Annotated in this window: 25 protein-coding genes; 12 read left to right on the forward strand and 13 right to left on the reverse strand. The window is 67.4% G+C overall.

The features are described 5' to 3' along the window. Nucleotides 1-69: 69 nt before the first annotated feature. Nucleotides 70-1,077, reverse strand: a complete 1,008-nt coding sequence (locus tag BUB57_RS02515; RefSeq protein ID WP_073061476.1) for an NAD-dependent epimerase/dehydratase family protein — start codon at nucleotides 1,075-1,077, stop codon at nucleotides 70-72. Further along, nucleotides 1,077-2,243 carry a nucleotide sugar dehydrogenase gene (locus BUB57_RS02520; RefSeq protein WP_073061479.1) on the reverse strand — a complete coding sequence of 389 codons (1,167 nt, stop codon included), beginning with the start codon at nucleotides 2,241-2,243 and terminating at the stop codon, nucleotides 1,077-1,079. Before BUB57_RS02520 ends, BUB57_RS02515 begins: the two co-directional genes overlap by 1 nt. A 111-nt stretch (nucleotides 2,244-2,354) precedes the next feature. Here BUB57_RS02520 and BUB57_RS02525 point away from each other — a divergent pair, with 111 nt between their 5' ends. The 5 genes from BUB57_RS02525 to BUB57_RS02540 all read left to right on the forward strand — a co-directional run bounded on the left by BUB57_RS02525 (nucleotide 2,355) and on the right by BUB57_RS02540 (nucleotide 7,170). Beyond that, complete coding sequence (locus tag BUB57_RS02525) at nucleotides 2,355-3,410, forward strand: glycosyltransferase family 2 protein (protein WP_073061482.1); 1,056 nt, start codon at nucleotides 2,355-2,357, stop codon at nucleotides 3,408-3,410. Nucleotides 3,411-3,505: 95 nt separating this feature from the next. Beyond that, nucleotides 3,506-3,952, forward strand: coding sequence for a hypothetical protein (locus tag BUB57_RS16985; protein ID WP_234951952.1), 447 nt, complete (start codon nucleotides 3,506-3,508; stop codon nucleotides 3,950-3,952). A gap of 21 nt (nucleotides 3,953-3,973) precedes the next feature. Next, nucleotides 3,974-4,324, forward strand: a complete 351-nt coding sequence (locus BUB57_RS16990) for a hypothetical protein (RefSeq protein WP_234951953.1) — start codon at nucleotides 3,974-3,976, stop codon at nucleotides 4,322-4,324. A 171-nt stretch (nucleotides 4,325-4,495) separates the two neighbouring features. Further along, nucleotides 4,496-5,308: a glycosyltransferase family 2 protein gene (locus BUB57_RS02535; protein ID WP_073061485.1), complete on the forward strand. Its 813-nt coding sequence runs from the start codon at nucleotides 4,496-4,498 to the stop codon at nucleotides 5,306-5,308. A gap of 65 nt (nucleotides 5,309-5,373) precedes the next feature. Continuing rightward, nucleotides 5,374-7,170: a glycosyltransferase family 2 protein gene (locus BUB57_RS02540; RefSeq protein ID WP_073061489.1), complete on the forward strand. Its 1,797-nt coding sequence runs from the start codon at nucleotides 5,374-5,376 to the stop codon at nucleotides 7,168-7,170. Between the two features lie 224 nt (nucleotides 7,171-7,394). Here BUB57_RS02540 and BUB57_RS02545 read toward each other — a convergent pair whose 3' ends face one another. Then, entirely contained in the window at nucleotides 7,395-8,264 is an 870-nt protein-coding gene (locus BUB57_RS02545; protein WP_159435545.1) for a glycosyltransferase, read from the reverse strand. A gap of 206 nt (nucleotides 8,265-8,470) precedes the next feature. Between BUB57_RS02545 and BUB57_RS02550 the strand changes: the two genes are divergently transcribed. Continuing rightward, on the forward strand, nucleotides 8,471-8,830 hold the full coding sequence (locus tag BUB57_RS02550; RefSeq protein WP_143159581.1) for a hypothetical protein: 360 nt from the start codon (nucleotides 8,471-8,473) through the stop codon (nucleotides 8,828-8,830). Between the two features lie 26 nt (nucleotides 8,831-8,856). On the opposite strand, the gene BUB57_RS02555 is transcribed toward BUB57_RS02550, so the two are convergent. Further along, the gene (locus BUB57_RS02555) at nucleotides 8,857-9,558 is read right to left on the reverse strand and encodes a FadR/GntR family transcriptional regulator (RefSeq protein WP_073061497.1); all 702 of its coding nucleotides are present in this window, start codon (nucleotides 9,556-9,558) and stop codon (nucleotides 8,857-8,859) included. 225 nt (nucleotides 9,559-9,783) lie between these two features. On the opposite strand from BUB57_RS02555, the gene BUB57_RS02560 reads away from it, so the two are divergent. Both BUB57_RS02560 and BUB57_RS02565 read left to right on the forward strand, forming a co-directional pair. After that, the gene (locus BUB57_RS02560; protein WP_073061500.1) at nucleotides 9,784-10,362 is read left to right on the forward strand and encodes a TetR/AcrR family transcriptional regulator; all 579 of its coding nucleotides are present in this window, start codon (nucleotides 9,784-9,786) and stop codon (nucleotides 10,360-10,362) included. A 36-nt stretch (nucleotides 10,363-10,398) separates the two neighbouring features. Beyond that, the gene (locus BUB57_RS02565) at nucleotides 10,399-11,907 is read left to right on the forward strand and encodes a catalase (protein WP_073061504.1); all 1,509 of its coding nucleotides are present in this window, start codon (nucleotides 10,399-10,401) and stop codon (nucleotides 11,905-11,907) included. Between the two features lie 263 nt (nucleotides 11,908-12,170). Here BUB57_RS02565 and BUB57_RS02570 read toward each other — a convergent pair whose 3' ends face one another. The 9 genes from BUB57_RS02570 to BUB57_RS02610 form a co-directional block, all read right to left on the reverse strand. Next, nucleotides 12,171-13,310: an alpha-D-ribose 1-methylphosphonate 5-triphosphate diphosphatase gene (locus tag BUB57_RS02570; protein WP_073061506.1), complete on the reverse strand. Its 1,140-nt coding sequence runs from the start codon at nucleotides 13,308-13,310 to the stop codon at nucleotides 12,171-12,173. Continuing rightward, a complete protein-coding gene (locus tag BUB57_RS02575) occupies nucleotides 13,307-13,870 on the reverse strand; it encodes a hypothetical protein (protein ID WP_073061526.1) in 564 nt (187 codons plus the stop codon). Before BUB57_RS02575 ends, BUB57_RS02570 begins: the two co-directional genes overlap by 4 nt. A gap of 193 nt (nucleotides 13,871-14,063) precedes the next feature. Next, nucleotides 14,064-15,092 (reverse strand): glycine betaine/L-proline ABC transporter substrate-binding protein ProX, encoded by a 1,029-nt coding sequence (gene proX, locus BUB57_RS02580; protein ID WP_073061529.1) that lies wholly within the window; start codon nucleotides 15,090-15,092, stop codon nucleotides 14,064-14,066. Between the two features lie 246 nt (nucleotides 15,093-15,338). Next, the gene (proX, locus tag BUB57_RS02585; RefSeq protein WP_073061532.1) at nucleotides 15,339-16,361 is read right to left on the reverse strand and encodes a glycine betaine/L-proline ABC transporter substrate-binding protein ProX; all 1,023 of its coding nucleotides are present in this window, start codon (nucleotides 16,359-16,361) and stop codon (nucleotides 15,339-15,341) included. Between the two features lie 81 nt (nucleotides 16,362-16,442). Next, a complete protein-coding gene (locus BUB57_RS02590; RefSeq protein WP_073061535.1) occupies nucleotides 16,443-17,375 on the reverse strand; it encodes an ABC transporter permease in 933 nt (310 codons plus the stop codon). Further along, nucleotides 17,359-18,600 carry a quaternary amine ABC transporter ATP-binding protein gene (locus BUB57_RS02595; RefSeq protein WP_073061538.1) on the reverse strand — a complete coding sequence of 414 codons (1,242 nt, stop codon included), beginning with the start codon at nucleotides 18,598-18,600 and terminating at the stop codon, nucleotides 17,359-17,361. The genes BUB57_RS02590 and BUB57_RS02595 overlap by 17 nt, the downstream gene beginning before the upstream one ends. A 249-nt stretch (nucleotides 18,601-18,849) precedes the next feature. Next, nucleotides 18,850-19,908 carry a YeeE/YedE family protein gene (locus tag BUB57_RS02600; RefSeq protein WP_084731919.1) on the reverse strand — a complete coding sequence of 353 codons (1,059 nt, stop codon included), beginning with the start codon at nucleotides 19,906-19,908 and terminating at the stop codon, nucleotides 18,850-18,852. Next, a complete protein-coding gene (locus tag BUB57_RS02605) occupies nucleotides 19,905-20,270 on the reverse strand; it encodes an ArsR/SmtB family transcription factor (RefSeq protein ID WP_073061541.1) in 366 nt (121 codons plus the stop codon). Before BUB57_RS02605 ends, BUB57_RS02600 begins: the two co-directional genes overlap by 4 nt. A 59-nt stretch (nucleotides 20,271-20,329) precedes the next feature. Continuing rightward, complete coding sequence (locus BUB57_RS02610; protein ID WP_234951954.1) at nucleotides 20,330-20,740, reverse strand: thioredoxin family protein; 411 nt, start codon at nucleotides 20,738-20,740, stop codon at nucleotides 20,330-20,332. Nucleotides 20,741-20,857: 117 nt separating this feature from the next. Here BUB57_RS02610 and BUB57_RS02615 point away from each other — a divergent pair, with 117 nt between their 5' ends. The 4 genes from BUB57_RS02615 to soxZ all read left to right on the forward strand — a co-directional run bounded on the left by BUB57_RS02615 (nucleotide 20,858) and on the right by soxZ (nucleotide 23,114). Then, nucleotides 20,858-21,595 carry a cytochrome c biogenesis CcdA family protein gene (locus BUB57_RS02615; RefSeq protein WP_073061547.1) on the forward strand — a complete coding sequence of 246 codons (738 nt, stop codon included), beginning with the start codon at nucleotides 20,858-20,860 and terminating at the stop codon, nucleotides 21,593-21,595. 253 nt (nucleotides 21,596-21,848) lie between these two features. Further along, on the forward strand, nucleotides 21,849-22,325 hold the full coding sequence (gene soxX, locus BUB57_RS02620; RefSeq protein ID WP_073061552.1) for a sulfur oxidation c-type cytochrome SoxX: 477 nt from the start codon (nucleotides 21,849-21,851) through the stop codon (nucleotides 22,323-22,325). Nucleotides 22,326-22,348: 23 nt separating this feature from the next. Further along, nucleotides 22,349-22,768, forward strand: coding sequence for a thiosulfate oxidation carrier protein SoxY (soxY, locus tag BUB57_RS02625; RefSeq protein ID WP_073061556.1), 420 nt, complete (start codon nucleotides 22,349-22,351; stop codon nucleotides 22,766-22,768). Between the two features lie 16 nt (nucleotides 22,769-22,784). Next, nucleotides 22,785-23,114 (forward strand): thiosulfate oxidation carrier complex protein SoxZ, encoded by a 330-nt coding sequence (gene soxZ / locus BUB57_RS02630; RefSeq protein ID WP_073061559.1) that lies wholly within the window; start codon nucleotides 22,785-22,787, stop codon nucleotides 23,112-23,114. Nucleotides 23,115-23,137: the final 23 nt, after the last annotated feature.

The raw sequence follows: 23,137 nt of genomic DNA on the forward strand, positions 1-23,137 counted from the left end.
CGAGCGCCTGTTTTCAGCGAGGAAGGCAGCGGCTGCGGGGGTGGAAAACCCCCGCTCCGGCAGCGCAGGCTAAGCGCCGACGCCGTAATAGTCGCGGAACCACGCCACATAGGCCGCGACCCCCTCGTCCACCGCAGTCTGCGGCGCATAGCCCGACAGCGCCCGCAGCAGGGTGGTGTCCGCCCAGGTGGCGGGCACGTCGCCCGGCTGCATGGGCAGCATCTGGCGCTGCGCCTTGCGGCCGGCGGCGGACTCGATCGCGGCGATGAAATCCAGCAGCGGCACCGGGGCGCCATTGCCGATATTGACCACGCGGAAGGGCGCGACCGGGGAGAGGCTGTCGAACTCCCCTGCCCGCTCGGTCCCCGGCACCGCATCGACCAGCAGCCGGATCGCGCGCACCAGGTCGCTGACAAAGGTAAAGTCGCGCCGCATGCCGCCGTGGTTGAACACCTTGATCGGGCGGCCGTCAAAGATCGCGCTGGTGAACAGATAGGGCGCCATGTCGGGTCGCCCCCAGGGTCCGTAGACGGTGAAAAAGCGGAACATCGTCACCGGCAGCGCGAACAGATGCGCATAGGAATGCGCCATCGCCTCGTTCGATTTCTTGGTCGCCGCATAGAACGACATCTGGCTGTCGGCCCTGTCAGTCTCGCGATAGGGCATTTCCGTGTTGGCGCCGTAAACGCTGCTGGTCGAGGCCAGCAGCATGTGCCGCGGCGGATGGGCGCGCGCGGCTTCCAGCAGCTCGAACGTGCCCAGAAGGTTCGCCTGCACATAGGCGCGCGGGTTCTCGATCGAATAGCGGACCCCGGCCTGCGCGGCCAGATGGACCACCGCCTCGGGGCGCTCCTCGGCGAAAATCCCCATCAGCAACCCGGGCTCCTCGACCGCGCCGCGTATCGCGCGGTAGTTGGGGTCGGCCAGCAGCAGCGCCTCGCGCGCGGCTTTCAGCGCGGGGTCGTAATAGTCGTTGTGGTTGTCGACCCCGACCACGCGCCAGCCCTCGGCCAAGAGCAGCCGCGACAGGTGGAAGCCGATGAACCCGGCCGCGCCGGTGACAAGGGCGGTGCGCATCAGTCGTTCCCGAACAGGTCGCGGGTGAACACGCGGTCGGCGACGTCGGCCAGATCCTCGGTCAGGCGGTTGGCGATGATCAGGTCGGCGCGGCTCTTGAACTCGGCCAGGTCGGGGATGACCGGCGAGTTGAAGAAATGCGGCTCGTCCAGCACCGGCTCGTACACCACCACCGGGATGCCCTTGGCCTTGATCCGCTTCATGATCCCCTGCACCGAGCTGTCGCGGAAATTGTCCGACCCCGCTTTCATCACCAGCCGGTAGACGCCGACGGTCCTGGGCGCCCGCGCGACGATCTGCTCGGCGATCACGTCCTTGCGGGTGCGGTTCGATTCCACCACCGCCGCAATCAGGTTCTGCGGCACGGTGGCATAATTCGCCAGCAGCTGCTTGGTGTCCTTGGGCAGGCAATAGCCGCCATAGCCAAAGCTGGGGTTGTTGTAATGCGCCCCGATCCGCGGGTCGAGGCACATGCCCTCGATGATCTGGCGCGCGTCCAGCCCGTTGTTCAGCGCGAAACTGTCCAGCTCGTTGAAGAACGCCACCCGCATCGCCAGGAAGGTGTTGGAAAACAGCTTGATCGCCTCGGCCTCGGTCGGGCCGGTGAACTGCACCGGCACCTTTTTGTCCAGGGCGCCTGCGATCAGCAGATCGGCAAAGCGCCGCGCCTGCGGGGTGGTGTCGCCGACCACGATGCGCGAGGGGTGCAGGTTGTCGTGCAGCGCCCGCCCCTCGCGCAGGAACTCGGGTGAAAACAGGATGTTGTCCCAGCCGTGTTCGTCGCGCATCCGCTGGGTGAAACCGACGGGGACGGTGGATTTCACCACGATGGTCGCCTCTGGCGCGATGCGGCGGACCTGCGCGATCACCAGCTCGACGCTGGAGGTGTCGAAGCGGTTGGTGCGCGGGTCGTAGTTGGTGGGCGTGGCCACGATGACATATTCGGCGCCCGAGAACGCCTGCACCGGGTCCAGCGTCGCGGTCAGGTCCAGCCTGCGCCCGGCCAGGAACGCGGCGATATCCGGGTCCTCGATGGGCGAGCGGCGCTGGTTCACCAGATCGACCCGCCCCGGGCTGACATCCAGCGCCAGCACGCTATCCGCCTGCGCCAGCAGCACGGCAAGGGACAGCCCGACATAGCCCAGCCCGGCAACCGCGATCTTCATCCTGCATACTCCACGACTCGTGATAGCCGTTCTCTTACCAGATCAGGCCCTGTATTCTACGGGTTATCGTCCGGGCGCGTCTGCCCGATGCAAGGCAGGCGGGGCCCCCTGATGCGGCTGATGATCACCACCATGCGCGACGAGGCGCCGTTCCTGCTGGAATGGATCGCCTATCACCGCGCCATCGGCTTCACCGATTTCCTGATCTTTTCCAACGACTGCGCCGACGGCACCGATGCGATGCTGGACCGGCTGGCAATGCTGGGGATCATCACCCACCTGCCCAACCCGCGGCAGGGACAAAAGGCCGTGCAATGGCAGGCGCTGACCCGGGCGCGCGCGCATCCGCTGGCGCAGCGGGCCGACTGGATCATGGTGGCCGACGTGGACGAGTTCCTGCTGATTCATCCGGGCGCCGGGCGGCTGGACGACCTGTTCGCGGCCGCGCCGCAGGCAGACGGGTTTGCGGTGCCGTGGCGGATGTTCGGCAGCGGCGGCCAGCTGCGGTTCCAGCCGGGGCTGGTGATCGAGCAGTTCACCCGCTGCGGCCCCGAGGCGCTGCTGTGGCCGCTGCGCGCCAGCCAATACAAGAGCCTGTTCCGCAACGCCCCCCACCATGCAAGATTCGGCGTCCACCGCCCGCGCGCGCAGGGCGGCGGCCCGCCCGCCGGTGTTTGGTTGGACGGCAACGGCCAGCGCTTCCGCCCCTCCAGCAGCTTCATGCTGTCCGAGGTGGCGAAATACGGGCTGGCGCAGATCAACCACTATGCGCTGGGTTCTGCCGAAAGCTTCCTGGTCAAGACCATGCGCGCCACCCCCAACCGCGAGGACGAATCCATCGACCTCGGCTATTGGATCGAGCGCAATTTCGCCTGCACCGAGGACCGCCGCATCCTGCGGCATCTGGGCGCGGTGCGGCAGGGGGTGGCGGAGTTCCTGTCCGACCCGAAGCTGGCGCGGCTGCACGAGGCCGGCATCGCCTGGCGCCGCGCCCGCATTGCCGAGGCGCTGCTGGACGAGCGCCGCTCGCTGCTGTTCACGCGGCTGGCGCAGGCGCCCTCGACCCCGGTGCTGCCGATGGAACTGCAACGGCAGCTGTTGCGGCTGCGTGCCCGGGTGCAGGCGGAACAGTCGGGCGCGGACCGCGGCGCGGCCTCCGGGCGCTGAGCCTGCGCGACGTGCGATCATTTTCGCTCAACCCGCTGGAACATATGACACTCACGCGGTAGAAACAGCCATTCCTGTGTCTGGAAGGTTGCCCGATGAGCCTGAACCGCCGCCCCGTTGCCTCGCTGTGGATCGGCGACCGGCTGCATTACCTCAACCAGCTGTGCCTGAAATCGCATCTGCTGCACGGCCATCCCGTCACGCTTTACTGCACCGACGCGGTGGATAACGCCCCCGAGGGCGTCGAGATCCGCCCCGCGTCCGAGATCATGGCTCTGGACATGGCGCTGGTCGAGGAGACCTCGGCCTCGTTCCTGTCGAACGTGTTCCGCTACAAGATGATCCGGCAGACCGGGGCGCTGTGGATCGACTGCGACGCCTTCTGCCACCAGCCGTTCCCAGACGAATGGGATTACATCTTCGCCGGCCACGGGATGCGGGGGGCGCTGAACTGCGGCGTGGTCGGGCTGCCGCGCGAATGCGAACTGATGGACCGGCTGCTGGACTACTACGACAACCTGCCCGACTACCCGGCTTGGTGAGGCAAGAAGCAGCGCAAGCAGATGGACAAGCTGACCGAAAAGGGCGGGCTGTCCCACGCCGCCGCCATCTACAAGACCGAGCGCACCGCCTTCGGCCCGCAGGCGTTCACCTGGTTCGCGCAGCAGACCGGCGACATCGACCGCGCCATGACCCCGGACGTGCTCTACCCGGTCCCCTTCCAGCTGAACGACGTGTTCTTTGACCCCCACGGCCGGGTCGAGGGACATTTCACCGACGCCACCGTTTCCGTCCATCTCTACACCAACGGCACCAAGCCCTGGTGGCGCAAGAACCCGCCGCTGCCGAACTCCTACGTCGCGCGGATGTGCGGGCAGGTGGGGATCGAGCCGGCGGCGGCGCTGGAGGGATGAGCATGGCCGGGTGACGAGGCGCACGCTCAAGCGAAGCCATTATTCCTACTTCGACAATCCGGCGCGGCGCCAAGCCAGACCGCAACCATAATGAAATGTGGCTTATCGGTCTTGCCGCCCAAGGCTATTCCCCGCCGATTTGTTATCCAGGAAAAATCCAGAGGATGCCAAGTGGAAACGCCCCGCCTGTCAGTCGTCGTCACGACTCATCACCGGCCCAGGCTTCTGCGGCGCGCCCTGGAATCGGTAAAGGCGCTGGGCGAAGGAATCCAGATCGTTCTTTGTGCCGACGAAGGCAGCGATGAAACTCGTCGTGTCGCCCTTGAGCATCTGCGCAATACCGATCTGTTCCTGTCCCTTCCGGGCAATCGTGGACCAGCAGACACGCGCAACGCGGGCCTGCAATTTGCATCCGGTCGCCATATTTCATTCCTCGACGATGACGATACGCTCGACGCTGCCAATATATCCGGGCTACTGGACAGGCTGACCGACCACGTGGTCCACTTCACCGATTATCGCAAAATCTTTGAAGAAACCGGCCCCGATGGGTTGATTTCCACCATTCGCACCAAGGAAAAAAGCACTGCCCGGAAACCGCTTGCAGAACTCGAGGTGCGCAATTTCATCCCGGTTCACGCATTTTTTGCGCCTCGCAAGATTATCCGCGACCTGCAATTCGATCACAACCTCACAATGAGCGAGGATTGGGAATTTCTGCTAAAACTGCGAAAGCGGGCAGAATTCCAACATGTACCGATTGCATCGGCAAACTGGCATATCCAGCCCTCTGGACCGACATCCAGAAATGTCGGAGAGCGCAAGGCTCGCGCAAATAACTACCTCAAGATATATGAACTCCACCCTGCGTCGACGGAGGATATTCGCCGCGCGCGCGTACATCGACTGAAGGATTTAGGTGTCGATCCCGACCATCCCGATATCCGGCGCGCGCTCCAGATCGAAGTTCGTCCCCGGAAATAACGAGCAATACGGGCATCCATCAGCCCGAAAGTGAAAAGTTCCCGCTTCCTGTACGGAGCCACGCCGTGAACCTCAAGAAACCCATCAGCCCGCACGGCACCGTCATGGCCGTGTCGATGATGAAGGACGAGGCGCCGTTCCTGCTGGAATGGTTCGCCCATCATCTTGCCGTCGGCTTCACCGATATCCTCGTCTATACCAACGACTGCAGCGACGGCACGGTCGAGATGCTGCAGCGGCTGGAGGAACTGGGGCTGGGCCACCACCGCCCCAACGTGATCGCCCCGGGCGTCAAGCCGCAGCCCTCGGCGCTGAGCCACGCGCAGGAAGAGCCGCTGGTGCAGGGTGCCGACTGGGTGCTGGTGTTCGACGCCGATGAGTTCCTGTCGGTCAACCACCCCTCGGGAACCGTGGACGGGATGCTGGACGACGCGGTGGCGCAGGGCGCGAACGGCATCGTCATCACCTGGCGCATCTTCGGCTCGAACGGGGTGGTGGACTGGTCGCGCGCGCCGGTGACGGAACAATACACCCGCGCCGCGCCGCCCGACTGGAACAAGGGCTGGGGCGTCAAGACACTGTTCAGGTTCGACCCGGAATACTGGAAGCTGGGCATCCACCGCCCCTCGATCCGCAACAAGCATCTGGAAAGCGGCTTTGCCGACAGCGTGCGCTGGCTGAACGGCTCGGGGCGGGAGATGCCGGATTACTTCCGCTTTCACGGCTGGCGCTCGATCCGGCGCTCGATCGGCTATGACTGGGCGCAGATGAACCACTACGCGGTCAAGTCGGTCGAGTCCTACGCGCTGCGCAAGTTCCGCGGCAACGTGAACAACAAGACTGACAAGTACAACGCCGATTACTGGGCGCTGCAGGACCGCAACGAGGTCACGGACACCCGCATCCTGCGCCACGCTCCGCGCCGGGCCGAGATCATGGCCGAGCTGCTGCGCGACCCGGTGCTGGCAAGGCTGCACGAGCAGGCGCTGGCAAGGGCCGAGGCGCGGCTGGCCGGTTTCCGCGAAACCGATGAATATCGCGCGCTGCGCGACAGCCTGATCGCCGCCGGCCGGGTGCCGATCGCCAATGTCGAGGCCAAGCCGCCGAAGCTGCGCGACCCCACCCGCATCGCCGAGCTGATGATCCGCGTTTCGGGCGAGCGTGCCGAGGGCCGCCCTGCGCCCGAGGCGCCTGCCCCGTTTGATCCCTATCCTCCGGTTGTCAGCCTGTCCGAGGGGGCGGACACCGAATGGGTGCGCAATCAGGAGATCGAGCTGCCCGCGGAGCCCGGGGTGTTTTCCGAAACCGCGCTGGCCGCGGTCCGCGCCGGCAAGTTCGACCGCCGCCACGCCCGCAACATCGCGGCGACGCTGGGCGATGCGGTGCGGCTGCTGGATGTCGGCGGCGGCGTCGGGCTGGTGGCGATGAAGGCGCTGCGCGCGAATCCGCGGCTGGTGGTGATGCTGCAGGACGACCGTCCCGGTCTGGCCGATGCCGCGAAACTGGTCCATCGCCGCAACCGGATGGGCGACAGCTCGCGGCTGCGGGTGGTCGGCGGCCCGCTGCGGCTGGGCGCCGACGGCCCCGACGAGGCCCGTGGCCTCGCCGCCTGCCTGAACGACTTCCGCCCCGACACGCTGCGCCTGTCGCGCCCCCACGCGATCGGCCCCGCCACCCTTGCCGCCATGCCGCTGGACACGCTGCGCCGCCTGGTCATCCCGCTGGACGCGGAAGCGGATGCCGAAGCGCTCCGCACCGATTACGCCAGCGCGCTGGCGCAGCTCGGCTTTGCCGAAAGCCCCGCGGCGGACAGCGGGTCGCTGGTGTTTCTGCGCGGGTCCGCAGAGACGTCGCCACGATGAAGCAGGACGTCGGTCCCAGATAAGGAGTCCATCCGCCAGCAGGCGGAGCCAGCACCGCTAGCGACGCGAGGGCCAGAGCGGCTGGCAAGATGCCAAGCCCGTGATGCAGAGTGCAGGCGATGGCGGAAAAGCCCGGCCTCCCTGCCAGAAATTGACGCGTGCCAAGCTGAGACAGAAGCAAATCCCCAGGTCATCGCCGAGATTCATCGGCGATGCGGTCACGCTCACCTCGCCCAACCAGCGACGCCATCAGCCGCAAACAGGAACGGGAATCGCGCCTTCAGTTGGGCATCGCCCTCCTGTGGCACCCAGCGCTCGGACTGCTCGACCCGGGAATCGTTGAAGTCGTGGATGCCGCGCACGTACATCGGGGTGTCGCCGATCAGTCGGGCGCCGAACCTGCGGGGGGCCTTCTTGTGCTGGATCGCCAGGATGTTCTTGGCATGGTCCCCGGCGATCATGGTCAGGCCCAGGTTGATATAGGGGTAGCGGATGCGGAACAGTGCCGGGGCGCCCCCGGCGGCGTCGCGCAGCATCAGGCCGAAGCCGCGGGAATAGGACACGAAATGCGGCAGTTTCTGGCTGATGTCGGGGGTCTCTTCCTCGATCAGCCCGAATTGCCGCCTCAGATCCTGAACGAAATCGGCGGCCAGCCCGTCGTCGTCGTCCAGCGCCACCTGCGCCACGACCTGCCCGGGGAAGCGCCGGTCGAGAAAGCGGCGCAGCGCCGCGCGGGCGGGCATCGGGCGCGCGGCCACGATGGAATAGCGCCCGGCGTCGCCATGGCTGCGGGCGCAGGCCTCGGCCAGCGCGGCAGCGGTGGGATCGGGCAGGTCGCGGCTGGTCAGGATGAAGTGGTGGAAATCCTGTCGGCTCTGCGCGGCCAGCGACGGCAGGGTGATCTGCGAAAACAGCCGCAGGCGGTGTTGCAGCCGCTCGGGCTGGAACAGCAGCGCCCGGTCGCGCGAGGCATCGCTTTTCCAGCCGGATTTCCCGAAAAAGGAAAACCGGGTGACGATCACCACCGGGATCCGGTGCAGGGGAACGGCGGCGGGCTTCTCGGCCGCCGGTTGAGGCTGGGCTTGCTCTGTCATCTGCCGCTCCGCTGTCCGGGCCGCCGTGCCCGGGGTCTGATCCTTGCGCCCGCCGTCCTGCCCGCCGCCCCGCCCGGCGCCATGGGCCGCGACGAACTGTCGCCCGGCGCTGCTGCGGGGAATCGCGCAACCGCGCGCGCCGCCCATCGGCTTTCCCGACCGGCGGCGCTATGCTTGCCGCCAACCCGGATGCACAGGAGAGGCAGATGCTCAAACCGGTTCTCGTGGTCCTGACCCTGGCGCAAGGGGGCGGTACGCACCTGGCGCTGACCTCGGCCGAAGATGCCGAGGAATGCCTGGCCAAGGCCGATGTGGTCACCCAGGTGCTGGAAGGCGCCGGGCTGCAGGTGATCGAGGCCCGCTGCGCCGAGACCGCGCTGAACTTCACCCCCTACAGCCACAGCGCGCAAAGCGGATCGCACATCCACCGCTGGCGGGTGACCCTGCCGGAAACCGGCGCGATCATCGAGCCGCTGGCGGCGGACGACAGCTGCGATCCGGCGCCCGATGCCGTCCCGGCAGTCCATTGCGCCCTGTCGGCGCAGGGGATTGAACAGGACGGCTGAGCCGGTCCGGCGGTCCGGGCGGTCGCTCATACCGTGTGCAGGTCGCTGCGGCGGCGCTCGAACATGCGGTCGCGCAGGCTCAGCAGATGGGCCTGCATCGCCTCGCGCGCACGCTCGGGCTCGCGGTCGCGAATCGCCTGGAAGATCTGCTCGTGCTCTTCCATGTCGCGGCCGGTGTCCTCGACCTCGCGCCGGGGCGAGCTGTTGTGGAACCGGACCCCGGCGGCGATATGCTCGCGCAGCGCCGCGACCGCGGTCGAGAAATAGCCGTTCCCCGAGGCTGCCGCGACCGCCATGTGGAACTGGAAATCCGCATCCTCGCGATGCGCCTGGCGCGAGGCGGCATAGCGCATGATCCCCATCGCCGAGGCGATCCCGTCCAGCAGCGCAAGGTCGTGGCGCTCGGCCGCAAGCGCGGCCGCCGCAGGCTCGATCGTCAGGCGGAACTCGTAGAAATCCATCAGATCCGCGACGTTTTCCAGCGGCGCGAAGCCCAGCGGGCTGCGCACCCCGCGCGTGCGCACGAAACTGCCCGCCCCCTGCCGCGAATAGATCAGCCCCTTTTCGCGCAGCCGCCGCAGCGCCTCGCGCACCACGGGGCGGGACACGTCGAACTCGGCCGCCATCTCATGTTCGGACGGCAGCCTGTCGTCGTCCTGATAGGCGCCGGACTTGATGGCGACTTCCAGGCGGTCGAATACGGCATCTGCAAGGCTTCTGCGGGACATTACGTGTAGACCACTGATTTTAAATGACGACAGTTTCATTATTGCACTGTTATCAGTGTTCGGGTCGATGCGGAACACTTCGATTCGCCCTTCCAGACATATTGGTCCAAATCCGCCACATTGTCGCCCGCGACCGGCGGTTCCCCACCGGTGGGGGACCGGTGACATCGTTCTGGACTGTGCAGTCCATAACTGCTACACACATGCCGGAAACGGGGAAAGCACATGGGACGGCCCAGGGAATTCGATACGCAGGATGCGCTGGTGCAGGCCACGCGGGTGTTCTGGGCCAAGGGCTATGACGCCACCACCATGGCCGATCTGCTGGCGGCGACCGGGCTGAGCAAGAGCAGCCTGTACGAGACCTTCGGCAGCAAGCGCGACCTGTTTCTGGCCGCATTGTCCAGCTACTGCGACCAACGGACGCAGATGATGCAGGAACTGCTGCAAAGCCGCGCGACCGGCCGCGATGCGATCGCGGCGTTCTTTGCGCTGACCGTCGAACAGGCCCGGCAAGCGGACCACCCGTTCGGTTGTCTCAGCTGCAACGAGGCCGCGCAGATGGAAACCCACGACGCCGAGGTCCAGCGCGTCGTGGCCCGCGACATCGACGCGATGGAAGCCGTCTTTGCCGAAGCGATCCGGCGCGGTCAGGCCGACGGCTCGGTCGCGCCGGCGCTGGATGCCGACCGCCACGCCCGGTTTCTCAACACGCTGCACCACGGGCTGCAGATCATGGCCCGCATCCGCAGCGTCGAACGGATGGAGGCCGCGGCAGCGGTGGCGCTGGACACGCTGGGCTGAGCGACGAGATCAACCGAAATCAACGGAGAGAACAACATGACCGACAGGAACCGACCCGACTATTCCGCCATGGGACGCTCGACCATGACCACCGGCGCGCCCGCGCCCAGCGACCGCAACTCGCTGACCATCGGCTCCGACGGGCCGATCCTGCTGCATGACGTGCATTTCCTGGAACAGATGGCGCATTTCAACCGCGAAAAGGTGATCGAGCGCCAGCCCCACGCCAAGGGCGGCGGCGCCTTCGGCGAGTTCGAGACCACCGAGGACGTGTCGCGCTATACCAAGGCGGCGCTGTTCCAGCAGGGCGCCAAGACCGAGATGCTGGCCCGGTTCTCGACCGTCGCCGGCGAGCAGGGCAGCCCCGACACTTGGCGGGACGTGCGCGGCTTCAGCCTCAAGTTCTACACCACCGAGGGCAACTACGATCTGGTGGGGAACAACACCCCGATCTTCTTCGTGCGCGACCCGATGAAGTTCCCGCATTTCATCCGCAGCCAGAAGCGCCTGCCCGACAGCGGCCTGCGCGACAACCACATGCAGTGGGATTTCTGGACCTCGAACCCGGAATCTGCGCATCAGGTCACCTATCTGATGGGCCAGCGCGGCCTGCCGCGCAGCTGGCGCAACATGAACGGCTATGGCTCGCACACCTATATGTGGATCAACGCGGCCGGAGAGCGGTTCTGGGTGAAATACCACTTCCACACCCAGCAGGGGATGGCGTTCTACAGCAACGACGAGGCCGCGAACATGGCCGGCGCCGATGCCGACGCCCATCGCCGCGACCTGTTCGAGGCGATCGAGCGTGGCGAGCATCCGAAATGGGTGCTGTCGGTGCAGGTCATGCCCTATGAAGAGGCCAAGACCTACCGCATCAACCCCTTCGACCTGACCAAGACCTGGCCGCACGCGGATTATCCGCTGATCCGGGTGGGCGTGATGACGCTGAACCGCAACCCGGAAAACTTCTTCGCCCAGATCGAGCAGGCGGCGTTCTCGCCCGGGAACGTGGTGCCGGGCATCGGGCTGTCGCCAGACAAGATGCTGCTGGGCCGGGCGTTCGCCTATAACGACGCGCAGCGCAACCGCATCGGCGCGAATTTCCACCAGCTGCCGGTGAACCAGCCCAAGGTGCCGGTGAACACCTACATGATCGACGGCCCGATGAACTATCACCACACCGGCGCGGCCCCGGTCCATGCCCCCAACAGCGGCGGCCGGCCGTGGGCGGACGACACCGGCCCGGTCGAGGACGGCTGGGAAACCGACGGCGACATGGTGCGCCAAGCCTATCGGCTGCGCGCCGACGACGACGATTTCACCCAGCCCGGCACGCTGGTGCGTGAGGTGATGGACGACGCGCAGCGCCAGGCGCTGGTCGATCAGGTCGCCGGCAGCCTGCTGGGCGGGGTGCGCGAGCCGGTGTTGGGCCGCGCCCTCGACTACTGGAAGAGCATCGACGCCGATGTCGGCCGCCGGATCGAGGAAAAAATCCGCACCGGCAGCGCCTCGGAACCCGCGCAGGGCATGGGCGAGGGCTGATCGCGGATACCGGGAAGGTCCCCCGGACCTTTCCGCTCGGCCCCATACGAAACTCCCAGACCGCGCAACCCGCTTGCGCGCCTGATCCCCATCCCCCGCGACACGGGCATCCCGTCTTTGGTGCCCAAATATCCCGGGGGTCCGGGGGCTGGCCCCCGGTCCAGCGGCGCGGCCATCCGCCGCCCGCGCATTTTAACGAGTCATCGTTCACCCGGCAGCGGCCGCGCAGTCCCCTGCGCGGCCGTCTGCGCGTCAGGCAGCCGTCAGACCCGCCGCCCCTGCACCCAGGTGCCGCGCACCGCCGCCGCCGCGCCGATGCGCGCGACCCGGATCACGTCGGCCCGCGCGCCAACCTGCAGCCGCCCGCGGTCGGCAAGCCCGGTCGCCTGCGCCGGCGCCTGCGTCACCGTCGCCACGCCGCGGGCCAGATCGCCCCACTGGTCGCCCAGCATCAGCGCCCCGGTCAGCAGCGACGAGGGCACGTAGTCCGAGGACAGGATGTCCAGCAGCCCTTCGTCCGCCAGCGCCGCGGCCGCGACATTGCCGCTGTGCGAGCCGCCGCGCACCAGGTTGGGCGCCCCCATCATCACCAGGATGCCGTGGTTGCGGCAGGCGCGGGCGGCTTCCTCGGTGGTGGGAAACTCGGCGAAATGCACGCCATGGGCGGCGCTGACCGCCACCTGCGCGGCGGTGGTGTCGTCGTGGCTGGCCAGCGTCGCGCCATAGCGGCGAGCCTCGGCCACGGCGGTGCGTTCGTGGCGCTCGCCCAGCCGGTCGCGCAGCGCGGTCATCTGCGCGACATGGGTCTCGAACATCGCGTCGGTCATCGCGAAGCGGCCGGTGTAATAGTCGCGCAGCTTGGACAGGTCGCGGAACTGCCGCTCTCCGGGCGTGTGGTCCATCAGGCTGACGATGCCGACCCGGTCGTCGGGACCGAAACGCGCCATCTCGTCGACCAGGGTTTCCGAACAGATCTCGGCGCGCAGATGCAAGAAATGGCTGATCCGCAGCGCCCCCTGCGCCCGCAGCCCCATGATCTCGGAGGCAAGCTCGCGCGCGTATTCCCCGTAATTCGCCTCGGGGTCCGACACGATCGAGCCGACCCGCAGCGCGTCGAACACCGTGGTGATCCCCATGGCGGCCAGCTCCGCATCATGGGCGATGATCGCCGCCTGATGCGGCCAATAGGCGCGCGGGCGCGGTTGCAGGTGGCGTTCCAGATTGTCGGTGTGCAGCTCGATCAGCCCCGGCAGCACCAGATCGCCGCCGCAGTCGATGGCGCCGGCGGGCAGCCCCTGCCCCGCCGTGATGTCGGCGACGATCCCATCCCGCAGCCGGATCTGTCCGCGCAGGACCTCGGCCGGCAGCACCAGCGTCGCATTGGCAAGAATGGTCTCGGTCATCGTCCGCCGTCCTGTATCCGGGTGTGCGGCCGCGGCGCGCGGCCCTGATCCAGCGCCGCCAGCAGCCGCCGCGCGCCCTCGTCGGGGGTCGAATCGTTCATCACGGTCAAGGGTTCCACCCCCGGGGGCAACCCATGGCCGGCCCGCAGCAGCCGCTGCGCGATTTCGGGGGCGGGCTCGCGGCCGCGGGCGGACAGGCGCGCAGCCAGTTGCTCGGGCGGGGCGGTGACCAGGATCACCCGCAGCCCCGGCAACGCCAGCAGCGCGCGGGGCAGCGCCGCGCGGCTGCCGTTGAAGATCACGTCGCCGTCGAGATCCTGCACTTGCGCGCGGGGGATCCCGTAATCCACCCCATAGGCCCGCCAGTCCAGCGCGAACTCTCCGGCCGCCTTGCGGCGGCTGAACTCCTGCGGAGTGACGCTTTCGAAATCCTCGCCCGAGGTGCCGGCCGGCTTGGTGATGACGCGGCGGACGAAACGCAGCCCCGGGCGCAGCCGCCGTGCATGGGCGATCAGCGTGTCCTTTCCGGCCCCGGAAGGGCCGACGATGGTGAAGATCATGTCCCCTCGCTGCCGCAACGACGCCAAGGCCCAGCTAGAACACCCGCACCCGCGGGTCCAGCACGCCCCGGGGACCTGCGAGTCCGAAGCGCCGGCCGGAACGCAAATCTGCGCGCCCATCCAAAGGGTCGGGCGCGCAGCAGTCTCTTTCCCGCGCACGGCAGCAGGTGCTGGCGGCGCGGCGGCCGCCGGATCAGTCGGCGGCGGCTTCGCGGGCAGTGGCCAGCCAGCCGTCCACCTGCTCACGGTGCTCGGCGATCCACTGGGCCGCGTGGCCCGCGATATCGCTATCGCCATCCTTCATCCGCGCGTTCTGCGCGAACACATCCGACAGCGGCACCGAGGCGGCCTCGAACAACGCCCGCACGGCCGGGTTTTCGGCCAGGAACTCGCTGTTCACCACCGGCACGATGTCGTTGGCGATATAGCCCAACCGGCACGGGTCGGCCACGCAGCCCTCGACCCCGGGCCAGATGGCGGACTCCTCAAGCCCCTTGTCACTTCCGAACAGCGAGATGAACGGCACCTCGATCCACACCGCATCAACGCCCGGCTTCAGTTCGTCGGCGGTCCAGTTCGGAGTCCATGCGTAGAACAGGATCGGCTCGCCGTTTTCATGGGCCGCCACCGCATCGGCCATTGCCGCCGCGTAATTGGCGGTGGTCTTGTTCACATGGTCGACCAGCCCATAAGCCTCCAGATGGTGCTGGATGATCTCTTCGCAGGCCCAGCCAACGGGACAGCTGACCAGATCGGCCTTGCCGTCGCCGTCTCGATCGAAGGCCGCCTTGACTTTGTCGCGCTTGAAATCGTCCAGCGTCTTGATGTCGAACCTGTCCGCCGAGGCCTTGTCGACCATATAGCCCTGCAACGCACCGCCCCGCGCGACGGCGCCGACGATCTCCGCCCCGCTTTCGAAAGTGTCGCGATAGGCATTGTGCTGCGGGAACCAGCCGTCGATCCACATGGTCACATCACCAAGTGCAACAGCCTGGAAAAAGGCCGCGTTGTCCAGCGTCATCGGCTCGGACACGTCATAACCAAGTTCTTCCAGCATCTGGCTGTAGATGGCGGTCTGGAACCAGCCGGTGTCCCAGTTGGGCTGGGCCATGGTGATCTGGACGCCCTCGCCGGGGCGGTCCTGCGCGGTGACGGGGGCGGCAATGGCCAGCGCCAGCGTCACAGCGCCGAGAGCGGGCAGAGTTTTTGCAAGACGGAACATGGGTTCGAGTCTTCCTTGATTTTGCAGTCTTCTGATGGACGGGCCCGTCCGAAGGGCACGAGGTCCGCCATGCGAATGGGCGGCCGCCGGGCCGCCTGCCGGGATTCTGCCGCGGGAACACGTCCCTGCCGCAGCGGGATGCCGGATCGTCGGCCGGTTTCCCGGCTTATCCGATCCGGCGCCCCGGTCAGAACCACAACTGCGCGCCGGTCTGGACAGGCGCGCAGCCATTTCGGGCAGCGCCGATCAGTTGGTCGCTGCTTCGCGGGCGGTGGCCAGCCAGCCGTCCACCTGTTCGCGGTTTTCGGCGATCCAGGCCTCGGCATGGGCCGCGACATTCTCGTCGCCCGCGTTCATCTGCGCGTTCTGGGCGTAGATGTCGGGCAGCGGGATCTCGGCCGCCTCGAACAGCGCCTTCACCGCCGGGTTGGCGGCCAGGAACTCGCTGTTGACCACCGGCACGATGTCGTTGCCGACATAGCCCAGCCGGCAGGGGTCGGACACGCAGCCTTCGACGCCGGCCACAGTTGCCGCATCTTCAAGGCCCTTTTCGGTTTCCACCAGATCGACGAACGGCACCTCGATCCACAGCACATCCTCGCCGGGCTTCAGTTCGTTGACGGTCCAGTTCGGCGTCCAGGTATAGTAGAAAATCGGCTCGCCCGCCTCGCGCGCGGCAACCGCATCGGCCATCGCCGCGGAATAGTTCGCCTTGATCGGGTTGACGTGGTCGCGCAGTTCATAGGCATCCAGGTGGTGCTCGATCGCTTCCTCACAACCCCAGCCCGGAGGGCATGCCACCAGGTCGGCCTTGCCGTCGCCGTCGCGGTCGAAGGCTTCCTTCACGTCGTCGCGCTTGAAGTCCTCGAGCGTCTTGATGTCGAACTTCTCGACCGCAGCCTTGTCGACCAGATAGCCCTGCAACGCGCCACCCTTGGCGATGGCGCCGACGATCTCGGCGCCCTGCTCGAAGGTGTCCCGATAGGTGTTGTGCAGCGGGAACCAGCCGTCCACCCACATCGTCACGTCGCCGAAGGCCACCGACTGGTAGAAGGCCGGGTTGTCCAGCGTCATCGGCTCGGTCACGTCATAGCCAAGCTCGCGCAGCATCTGGCTGTAGATGGCGGTCTGGAACCAGCCGGTGTCCCAGGTGGGCTGGGCCATGGTGATCTTGACGCCCTCGCCGGGGCGGTCCTGCGCCATGGCGGGCGCAGCAAGGGCCAGCGCCAGTGCGCCGATTGCAGTCAGGGTCTTTCCGAGACGGAACATGGGTTCGAGTCTCCTTTGCGTTTTCAGTCTCCAGATGGACGGGCCCGCAGCGGGCCCGCCATGCGAACGGGGCCGCCGGTATCAGGCCGCCCGCTGGGTTTCCGCCGCGGGGGCGGTGCCCCGCAGCCGGAACAGGTTGGCCAACGCCTGCCGCAGCGAGATGCCGCGGACATCGGAACGCTCGGCCAGCCCCTGGGTGATCCGGTCCAGCACGATGGCCAGGATCACGATGCCGACGCCGCCGGCGGTGGCGCCGCCAACATCCATGCGGCCCAGCCCGGTGTTGACCACAAGGCCAAGCCCGCCGGCGCCGATCAGCGCCGCGATCACCACCATCGACAGCGCCAGCATCAGCGTCTGGTTCAGCCCGGCCATGATCGTGCGCATCGCCAGCGGCAGCTGCACGTCCCACAGCATCTGCCAGCGGGTCGAGCCGAAGGCCTCGGCCGCCTCGATCAGGTCGGCGCGGACGTTGCGGATGCCCAGGTTGGTCAGCCGCACGATCGGCGGCAGCGCAAAGATGAAGGTGGCGATGATCCCCGGCGCCATGCCGACGCCGAACAGCATCACGATGGGCACCAGATAGACAAAGCTGGGAATGGTCTGCATCACGTCCAGCACCGGGCGGATCACCGCCCAGGCCCGGTCCGAGCGCGCGGCGAGGATCCCGGTGGGGATGCCCACCAGCGCGCAGAACAGCACCGAGGTGACGATCATCGCCAACGTGGTCATGGTCTGCGGCCACAGCCCGATCATGTCGATGAAGGCAAAGCCGACAAGGGTGAAGATCGCCATGCCGCGCCCGGCGGTCAGCCAGCTGGCCAGCGCAAAGGCGGCGGTGGTCACCAGCATTGGCACAAACAGGAAGAACGCCTCGGTCCAGGCCAGCACGGCACTGATCGGCACCTGCGCGGCGCGGAAGGCGGGGCGGAAGTTCGGGACCAGCCAGCCCCGCACGAACCCGTTCACCCAGTCGTCGAACGGCAGGGTCGCAATATCAGCCGGGCTGAACATGGGCAGCCTCCTTTCCGTTTGCGTCAGCACCGTTGGCGGTGGCATCGCCCGACAGATGCGCCAGCACGTCGCCCGGCTCGATCACCGCCACCAGCCGGTCGGCGTCGTCGGTGACCGCGATGGGCAGTCCCTGCCCGGCCGGGCCGTAAAGCTCGTGCAGCTGGGTGTCGCAGGCGGCGGTGGGATAATCGGTGATCATGCTGCCGCGGATGGTCGGGCTGGGGGTGGAGGTGTCCATCTCGCAGGCCGCGAGGTCGCGATAGGTGACCACCCCCGCCACCCGCTTGCCGTCCATGACGTAAAGCGCGTGGCTGCCGTGTTTCTCCATCAGGCGCAGCGCCTCGCGCACGGGGGTGTCGCGCAGCTGGATGGTGATCGCGTCCGAGGCCACGTCGTCGGCGGTGAACACCCGCCCGCGGTCGATGTCGGCGACAAAGGCCGCCACGTAGTCGTCGGCCGGGGTGGTGACGATTTCCTGCGCGGTGCCGGTCTGCACGATGCGCCCGTCCTTCATGATGGCGATGCGGTTGCCCAGCAACAGCGCCTCGTTCAGGTCGTGGGTGATGAAGACGATGGTCTTTTTCAGCGTCTTCTGCAGGGTCAGCAGTTCCGCCTGCATGTCGCGGCGGATCAGCGGGTCAAGGGCGCCGAAGGGCTCGTCCATCAGCAGGATGTCGGGGTCGGCGGCCAGCCCGCGGGCCAGCCCGACGCGCTGCTGCATCCCCCCCGACAGGTCGGCGGGCAGGCTGTCGGCCCAGGGGGCCAGCCCCACCTGCTCCAGCACCTCCAGCGCGCGGGCGCGCCGGGCGTCCTTGGAAATGCCGCGGATCTTCAGCCCGTAGGCCACGTTTTCCGCGATGGTCCAGTGCGGGAACAGCGCGAAATGCTGGAACACCATCGCGATCTTGTCGCGGCGGATGCGGCGCAGGCTGGCGGCATCAGCGCGCGCCACATCCTCGCCGTCGATCAGAATCTGCCCCGAGGTGGGCTCGATCAGCCCGTTCAGCGTCCGCACCAGCGTGGACTTGCCCGAGCCGGACAGGCCCATGACGACGAAGATTTCGCCTTCCTCGACGTCGAAGCTGGCGTCCTGGACGCCGACGGTGGCGCCGGTCTGCGCCAGGATTTCGGCCTTGTCCTCGCCCCGGCGCAGCCGTTCCAGCGCTGCCTGGGTGTTCTTGCCGAAAATCTTGTAGAGGTTCCGGACCGTGAGTTTAGGTCGCATGAGACTCCTTGCTTGCCCAGTCTGCACGCCGACAGGAGCCGACATCGCGTGAAAAGGAGACCCCCGCGCATTGCGCAGCTACGGCCCCCTGAAGAGGGGCCGAAAAGACGCTCCGGGCGGGCGTCACGGGTCATCGGATGCAGAACAATATGGGCGACAAACCGCCGGAAAGCAACCTTTGGGGTCACAATTCCCTGAACCGCACTGGAATCGCTGCGGCGAAACCCGGCGGATGCAGGGAGTTGCGGCCTATTCCGGCTGGAAACTTTCGATCAGCTGGCGCAGCCCGAACCAGGCGCCAAGCGCGATCGCGGCCAGCGTCACCGGCCCCGACCAGGCCAGCGCAGCGACGGCCGAGACCCCCTGCCCGATCGAGCAGCCCATGGCGACGACCCCGCCGATTCCCATCAGCGCGGCGCCGCCGATCTGCCGGCCCAGCTCGCGCGGGTCCTCGCAGGCTTCCCAGCGGAACAGCCCGCGCCAGACCGAGCCGATGAACGAGCCCAGCGTGATCCCGAAGACCGCGCCGACGGTATAGCCCAGCCCCCCGCCGCTGGCGGTCATCAGCCACAGCAGCGCGCGGCCCACCGCGGCGACGAAGGACGGCCCCTCGACCACCACCGCGCCCAGGCTTTCACGGGCGACCCAGCTGGTCCCGGCGAATGAAAACGCCACCGCCAGCCCCGCCGCCGCCCCCCACAGGACCGAGCGGCGGCTGGCGCGCAGCCCCGGGTGCGACAGCGCCCAGACCAGCAGCCCCACCACGACCAGCGCCACGAATGCGGAAAACGGCAGGTCCAGCCGCTGGAACGAGGCCTCGAAGCTTTGCGGGCTGTCGGTGTCGACCTGCGGGAACAGCCGGTCGCGGATCGGCGCCAGCGGTCCCGACAGCGCCACGAAGCCGCTGATCGCCAGGATGAAGACGATGACCATGGCGCGCAGGTCGCCGCTGCCCAGCCGCACCAGCGCCCCGAAACCGCAGTTCCCGGCCAGCGCCATGCCATAGCCAAAGGTCAGCCCGCCGACGATCGAGGCCACCGGCAGCCACGCCACCCGGTGATAATAGGTCTCTCCCAGGTCGATCCAGCCGGCCGCGGCGCCGGCCTGGGTGGCCAGGATCGCCACCGCCAGCACCACCCCCCATAGCCGCAGCCGCCGCTGGTCGCCGCCGTAAAGCGCCGATTCCAGCGCGCCCAGCGTGCAGAAATCACCCAGCCGGGCGGCCAGCCCCAGCACGGTGCCGGCGATCAGCCCCACCAGTGCCGCGACCGCGCCCCAGGACAGATGCCCGGCAAGATATTCCGTCAATCGCCAGCCCCCTCCGACCCCTGCATCGCGGCCCGCGCATGGCGGGCCAGCAGGTCCAGAATAGCGGGAACCCGCGCATCGGCCAGCCGGTAATGGATCGTCTGCCCCTCGCGCCGCGCCACCACCAGCCCCTCCATCCGCAGGCGGGCCAGCTGCTGGCTGACGATGGCCTGGCGCGAGGACAGCAGCGCCTCGAGCTCGGACACGTTCTTTTCACCGCTGCGCAGGTGGCACAGGATCGTCAGCCGCCCGTCATGCCCCATCGCCTTGAACAGCGAGGCGATGGAATCGGTCTGTTCGATCAGCGGTTGCATCGCCGCAACGGGCTCGGGGGCCGATACTTCCGCTGTGTCGCCTGTCATGGTTCCGGCCGGTCCGAAAATCCCCGTTCCCGCTGCCGCGTCGCTGGTCCCGAAAATGCTCATGGCGTTGCTTCTGTCTGATCGGTGGTCAGGTCCGTCCCGGCGCGTTCGATCAGCTGCGCGATCATCGGCCAGAAGAAATCCTCTCCGGGATAGCCGACCAATCGCCCGTGCTCGGTCCCGTCGACAAGCACGACAAAGGTGGGTGTCAGCGGCGGCGGGGCATCCAGGGTGACGCCCGCGGGCGGCTCGGCCCCCAGGCGCATCCGTTGCAGGGGGGCGGCGCGGCCCTCGTCGGTCTTGGGCCATTTCGGCGCGATCTCGTCGTCGAAGCGGGCGCAGTAATGGCAGCCCGGCTGCTCGACCATCAGCATCGACAACTCGGCCGCCGCAGCGGGCGCCGGGCCTACGGCCGCAAACCCCAGGGCAAGGGCGCAGCCTCCAAGCAGCCGTTCCGCGATGCGCGCCAAGTTGACACCTCGTGATCTTACATAGCAATAATCTAATATGCGCGGCCCGGTTGCACAATCCCGGCAATCGGGCCGCGACCGGATACCGCAGCCCACAGGCGGGAAGGAGCCACCCCCATGCTGGACCTGTCGATCGGAGGTGCCGCGCTGGCGGGGCTTCTGTCGTTCTTTTCGCCCTGCATCCTGCCGATGGTGCCGTTCTACCTGGCCTATATGGCCGGCACCTCGGTCACCGAGCTGCGCGAGGACGGCGCCCTGCCGCCGGGGGTGCAGGGGCAGCTGCTGCTACGCGCCGCCGCTTTCGCGCTGGGGGTGACCACGATCTTCGTCCTGCTGGGCTTCGGCGCCACCTCGCTGGGGCGGGTGGTCGCCGAGTGGCGGCAGTGGCTGGGCTGGATCGCCGCCGCCGTGCTGATCCTGTTCGGGCTGCATTTCCTGGGCGTCCTGCGCATCCCGCTGCTGTATCGCGAGGCGCGGGTGCAGGCGGGCGGCCGCCCCGCTTCGGCCGCCGGGGCCTATGTGATGGGGCTGGCCTTCGGCTTTGGCTGGACGCCCTGCGTCGGCCCGGCGCTGGCCGCGATCCTGATGATTGCGGGCGGGATGGGCGAGCCGTGGCGGGGCGGGCTGCTGCTGCTGATCTACGGGCTGGCGATGACGCTGCCGTTTGTGGCCGCGGCGCTGTTCGCCGGGCCGTTCCTGCGCTGGATCGCGCGCAACCGCGGGCTGATGCGGCATGTCGAGCGCGCGATGGGGGCGCTGCTGATCCTGTTCGGCCTGCTGATCGCGACGAACAGCGTCAACCTGATCGCCGACTGGATGCTGCGCAATTTCGACTGGTCGCGGGTGCTGACCTGATCCAGCCGCGGGAAATGGCGGGGCCGAAACGAGGTGATTCGGGAACGGAATGCATTCGCTATATCCAGCCGGGAATAACGAACCGCCGATTATTGTTTCCATGCAATTTCAACGGGATAAATTGCATTCTCCCCGACCACTGCCCGACGCTGCAATGCAGAACATATGAATATTCATGTGTCGCTATATTAGGGCTTGCGCGACATCATGCCGCCTTGCTACGGTCAAAGGAACAAGATCAGGGAGAGACCGCATGACCCGACGCGCATGGCTGCCTGCCTTGGCTGCCGCCCTTGTTTGCGCCGCGCCGGCGCTTGCTGAAATCGCGCCGAACGACGTGGTTTTCGCCGACGGAGCCGTCGAGGCATCGCTGACCGGCACCCCCGGCGACCCGGTCGCCGGCGCCAAGGTGATGACCACCAACGCGCTGGGCAACTGCGTGGCCTGCCACCAGATCGCCGCGATGCCCGAGGTCGAGTTCCCGGGCGACATCGCCCCGGCACTGGACGGCGCCGCCGACCGCTATTCCGAAGCGCAGCTGCGCGGCATCGTCATCGACGCCAAGCACACCTTCCCCGACAGCTTCATGCCGGGAATGTACAAGACCTCGGGCTTCATCCGCCCGGGCAACGGCTACACCGGCAAGGCGTCCGAGGGCGAGCCGCCCCCGATCCTCACCGCAGAGCAGGTCGAGGATGTGGTCGCCTATCTGCTGACCCTCAAAGACTGAATTCAAAGACGACAGGAGAAACGATGATGCTGAGCAGACGGGACACTCTGCTGATCGGCCTCGGCGGCGTGGCGGCGACGCTTCTGCCCGGCGCCACCCTTGCCGCCACGGTCGACGAGCTGACGGCCGAGTTCACCGGCGGCACCGCCGCCACCGAGGGCGAGCTGACCCTGACCACCCCCGAGATCGCCGAGAACGGCAACACCGTTCCGGTCGAGTTCAACGCCCCCGGCGCCGTGGCCGTCATGCTGCTGGCGTCCGGCAACCCCGAACCCGCGGTCGCGACCTTCACCTTTGGCCCGGCGGCCGGCGCACAGCGCGGCGCCACCCGCATCCGCCTGGCGCAGACCCAGGACGTGATCGCGATCGCCAAGATGGCGGACGGCTCGATCCGCCAGGCCAGCAACAACGTCAAGGTCACCATCGGCGGCTGCGGCGGCTAAGAAGGATACAAAGGACATGGCAAGCGACTCCAAACCCCGGGTCAAGGTTCCCAAGTCGGCCAGCGCCGGCGAGGTCGTCACCATCAAGGCGCTGATCAGCCACAAGATGGAATCGGGCCAGCGCAAGGATGCCGACGGCAACCTGATCCCCCGCTCGATCATCAACCGCTTCACCTGCGACCTGAACGGGCAGAACGTGGTCGACGTGGCCATCGACCCGGCGGTTTCGACCAACCCCTATTTCGAGTTCGACGCCAAGGTCGACGCGGCGGGCGAGTTCAAGTTCACCTGGTATGACGACGATGGCGATGTCTACGAGGACACGCAGTCCATCGAGATCGCCTGAAGACGATCCGAGCAAGGGAGGAG

It is taken from the genome of Paracoccus solventivorans (assembly GCF_900142875.1).
GTDB classification, from domain to species: Bacteria; Pseudomonadota; Alphaproteobacteria; order Rhodobacterales; family Rhodobacteraceae; genus Paracoccus; species Paracoccus solventivorans.

Bases quoted from the DNA above. Each gene is read 5' to 3' on its own strand.
- BUB57_RS02550 (WP_143159581.1), top strand. From the start codon at position 8,471: ATGCTCAAACCGGTTCTCGTGGTCCTGACCCTGGCGCAAGGGGGCGGT.
- BUB57_RS02565 (WP_073061504.1), top strand. From the start codon at position 10,399: ATGACCGACAGGAACCGACCCGACTATTCCGCCATGGGACGCTCGACC.
- BUB57_RS02525 (WP_073061482.1), top strand. From the start codon at position 2,355: ATGCGGCTGATGATCACCACCATGCGCGACGAGGCGCCGTTCCTGCTG.
- BUB57_RS16990 (WP_234951953.1), top strand. From the start codon at position 3,974: ATGGACAAGCTGACCGAAAAGGGCGGGCTGTCCCACGCCGCCGCCATC.
- BUB57_RS02570 (WP_073061506.1), bottom strand. From the start codon at position 13,310: ATGACCGAGACCATTCTTGCCAATGCGACGCTGGTGCTGCCGGCCGAG.
- BUB57_RS02615 (WP_073061547.1), top strand. From the start codon at position 20,858: ATGCTGGACCTGTCGATCGGAGGTGCCGCGCTGGCGGGGCTTCTGTCG.
- BUB57_RS02520 (WP_073061479.1), bottom strand. From the start codon at position 2,243: ATGAAGATCGCGGTTGCCGGGCTGGGCTATGTCGGGCTGTCCCTTGCC.
- soxX (WP_073061552.1), top strand. From the start codon at position 21,849: ATGACCCGACGCGCATGGCTGCCTGCCTTGGCTGCCGCCCTTGTTTGC.
- proX (WP_073061532.1), bottom strand. From the start codon at position 16,361: ATGTTCCGTCTCGGAAAGACCCTGACTGCAATCGGCGCACTGGCGCTG.
- BUB57_RS02545 (WP_159435545.1), bottom strand. From the start codon at position 8,264: ATGACAGAGCAAGCCCAGCCTCAACCGGCGGCCGAGAAGCCCGCCGCC.
- BUB57_RS02555 (WP_073061497.1), bottom strand. From the start codon at position 9,558: ATGTCCCGCAGAAGCCTTGCAGATGCCGTATTCGACCGCCTGGAAGTC.
- BUB57_RS02605 (WP_073061541.1), bottom strand. From the start codon at position 20,270: ATGACAGGCGACACAGCGGAAGTATCGGCCCCCGAGCCCGTTGCGGCG.
- BUB57_RS02560 (WP_073061500.1), top strand. From the start codon at position 9,784: ATGGGACGGCCCAGGGAATTCGATACGCAGGATGCGCTGGTGCAGGCC.
- proX (WP_073061529.1), bottom strand. From the start codon at position 15,092: ATGTTCCGTCTTGCAAAAACTCTGCCCGCTCTCGGCGCTGTGACGCTG.
- BUB57_RS02515 (WP_073061476.1), bottom strand. From the start codon at position 1,077: ATGCGCACCGCCCTTGTCACCGGCGCGGCCGGGTTCATCGGCTTCCAC.
- BUB57_RS02590 (WP_073061535.1), bottom strand. From the start codon at position 17,375: ATGTTCAGCCCGGCTGATATTGCGACCCTGCCGTTCGACGACTGGGTG.
- soxY (WP_073061556.1), top strand. From the start codon at position 22,349: ATGATGCTGAGCAGACGGGACACTCTGCTGATCGGCCTCGGCGGCGTG.
- soxZ (WP_073061559.1), top strand. From the start codon at position 22,785: ATGGCAAGCGACTCCAAACCCCGGGTCAAGGTTCCCAAGTCGGCCAGC.
- BUB57_RS02575 (WP_073061526.1), bottom strand. From the start codon at position 13,870: ATGATCTTCACCATCGTCGGCCCTTCCGGGGCCGGAAAGGACACGCTG.
- BUB57_RS16985 (WP_234951952.1), top strand. From the start codon at position 3,506: ATGAGCCTGAACCGCCGCCCCGTTGCCTCGCTGTGGATCGGCGACCGG.
- BUB57_RS02595 (WP_073061538.1), bottom strand. From the start codon at position 18,600: ATGCGACCTAAACTCACGGTCCGGAACCTCTACAAGATTTTCGGCAAG.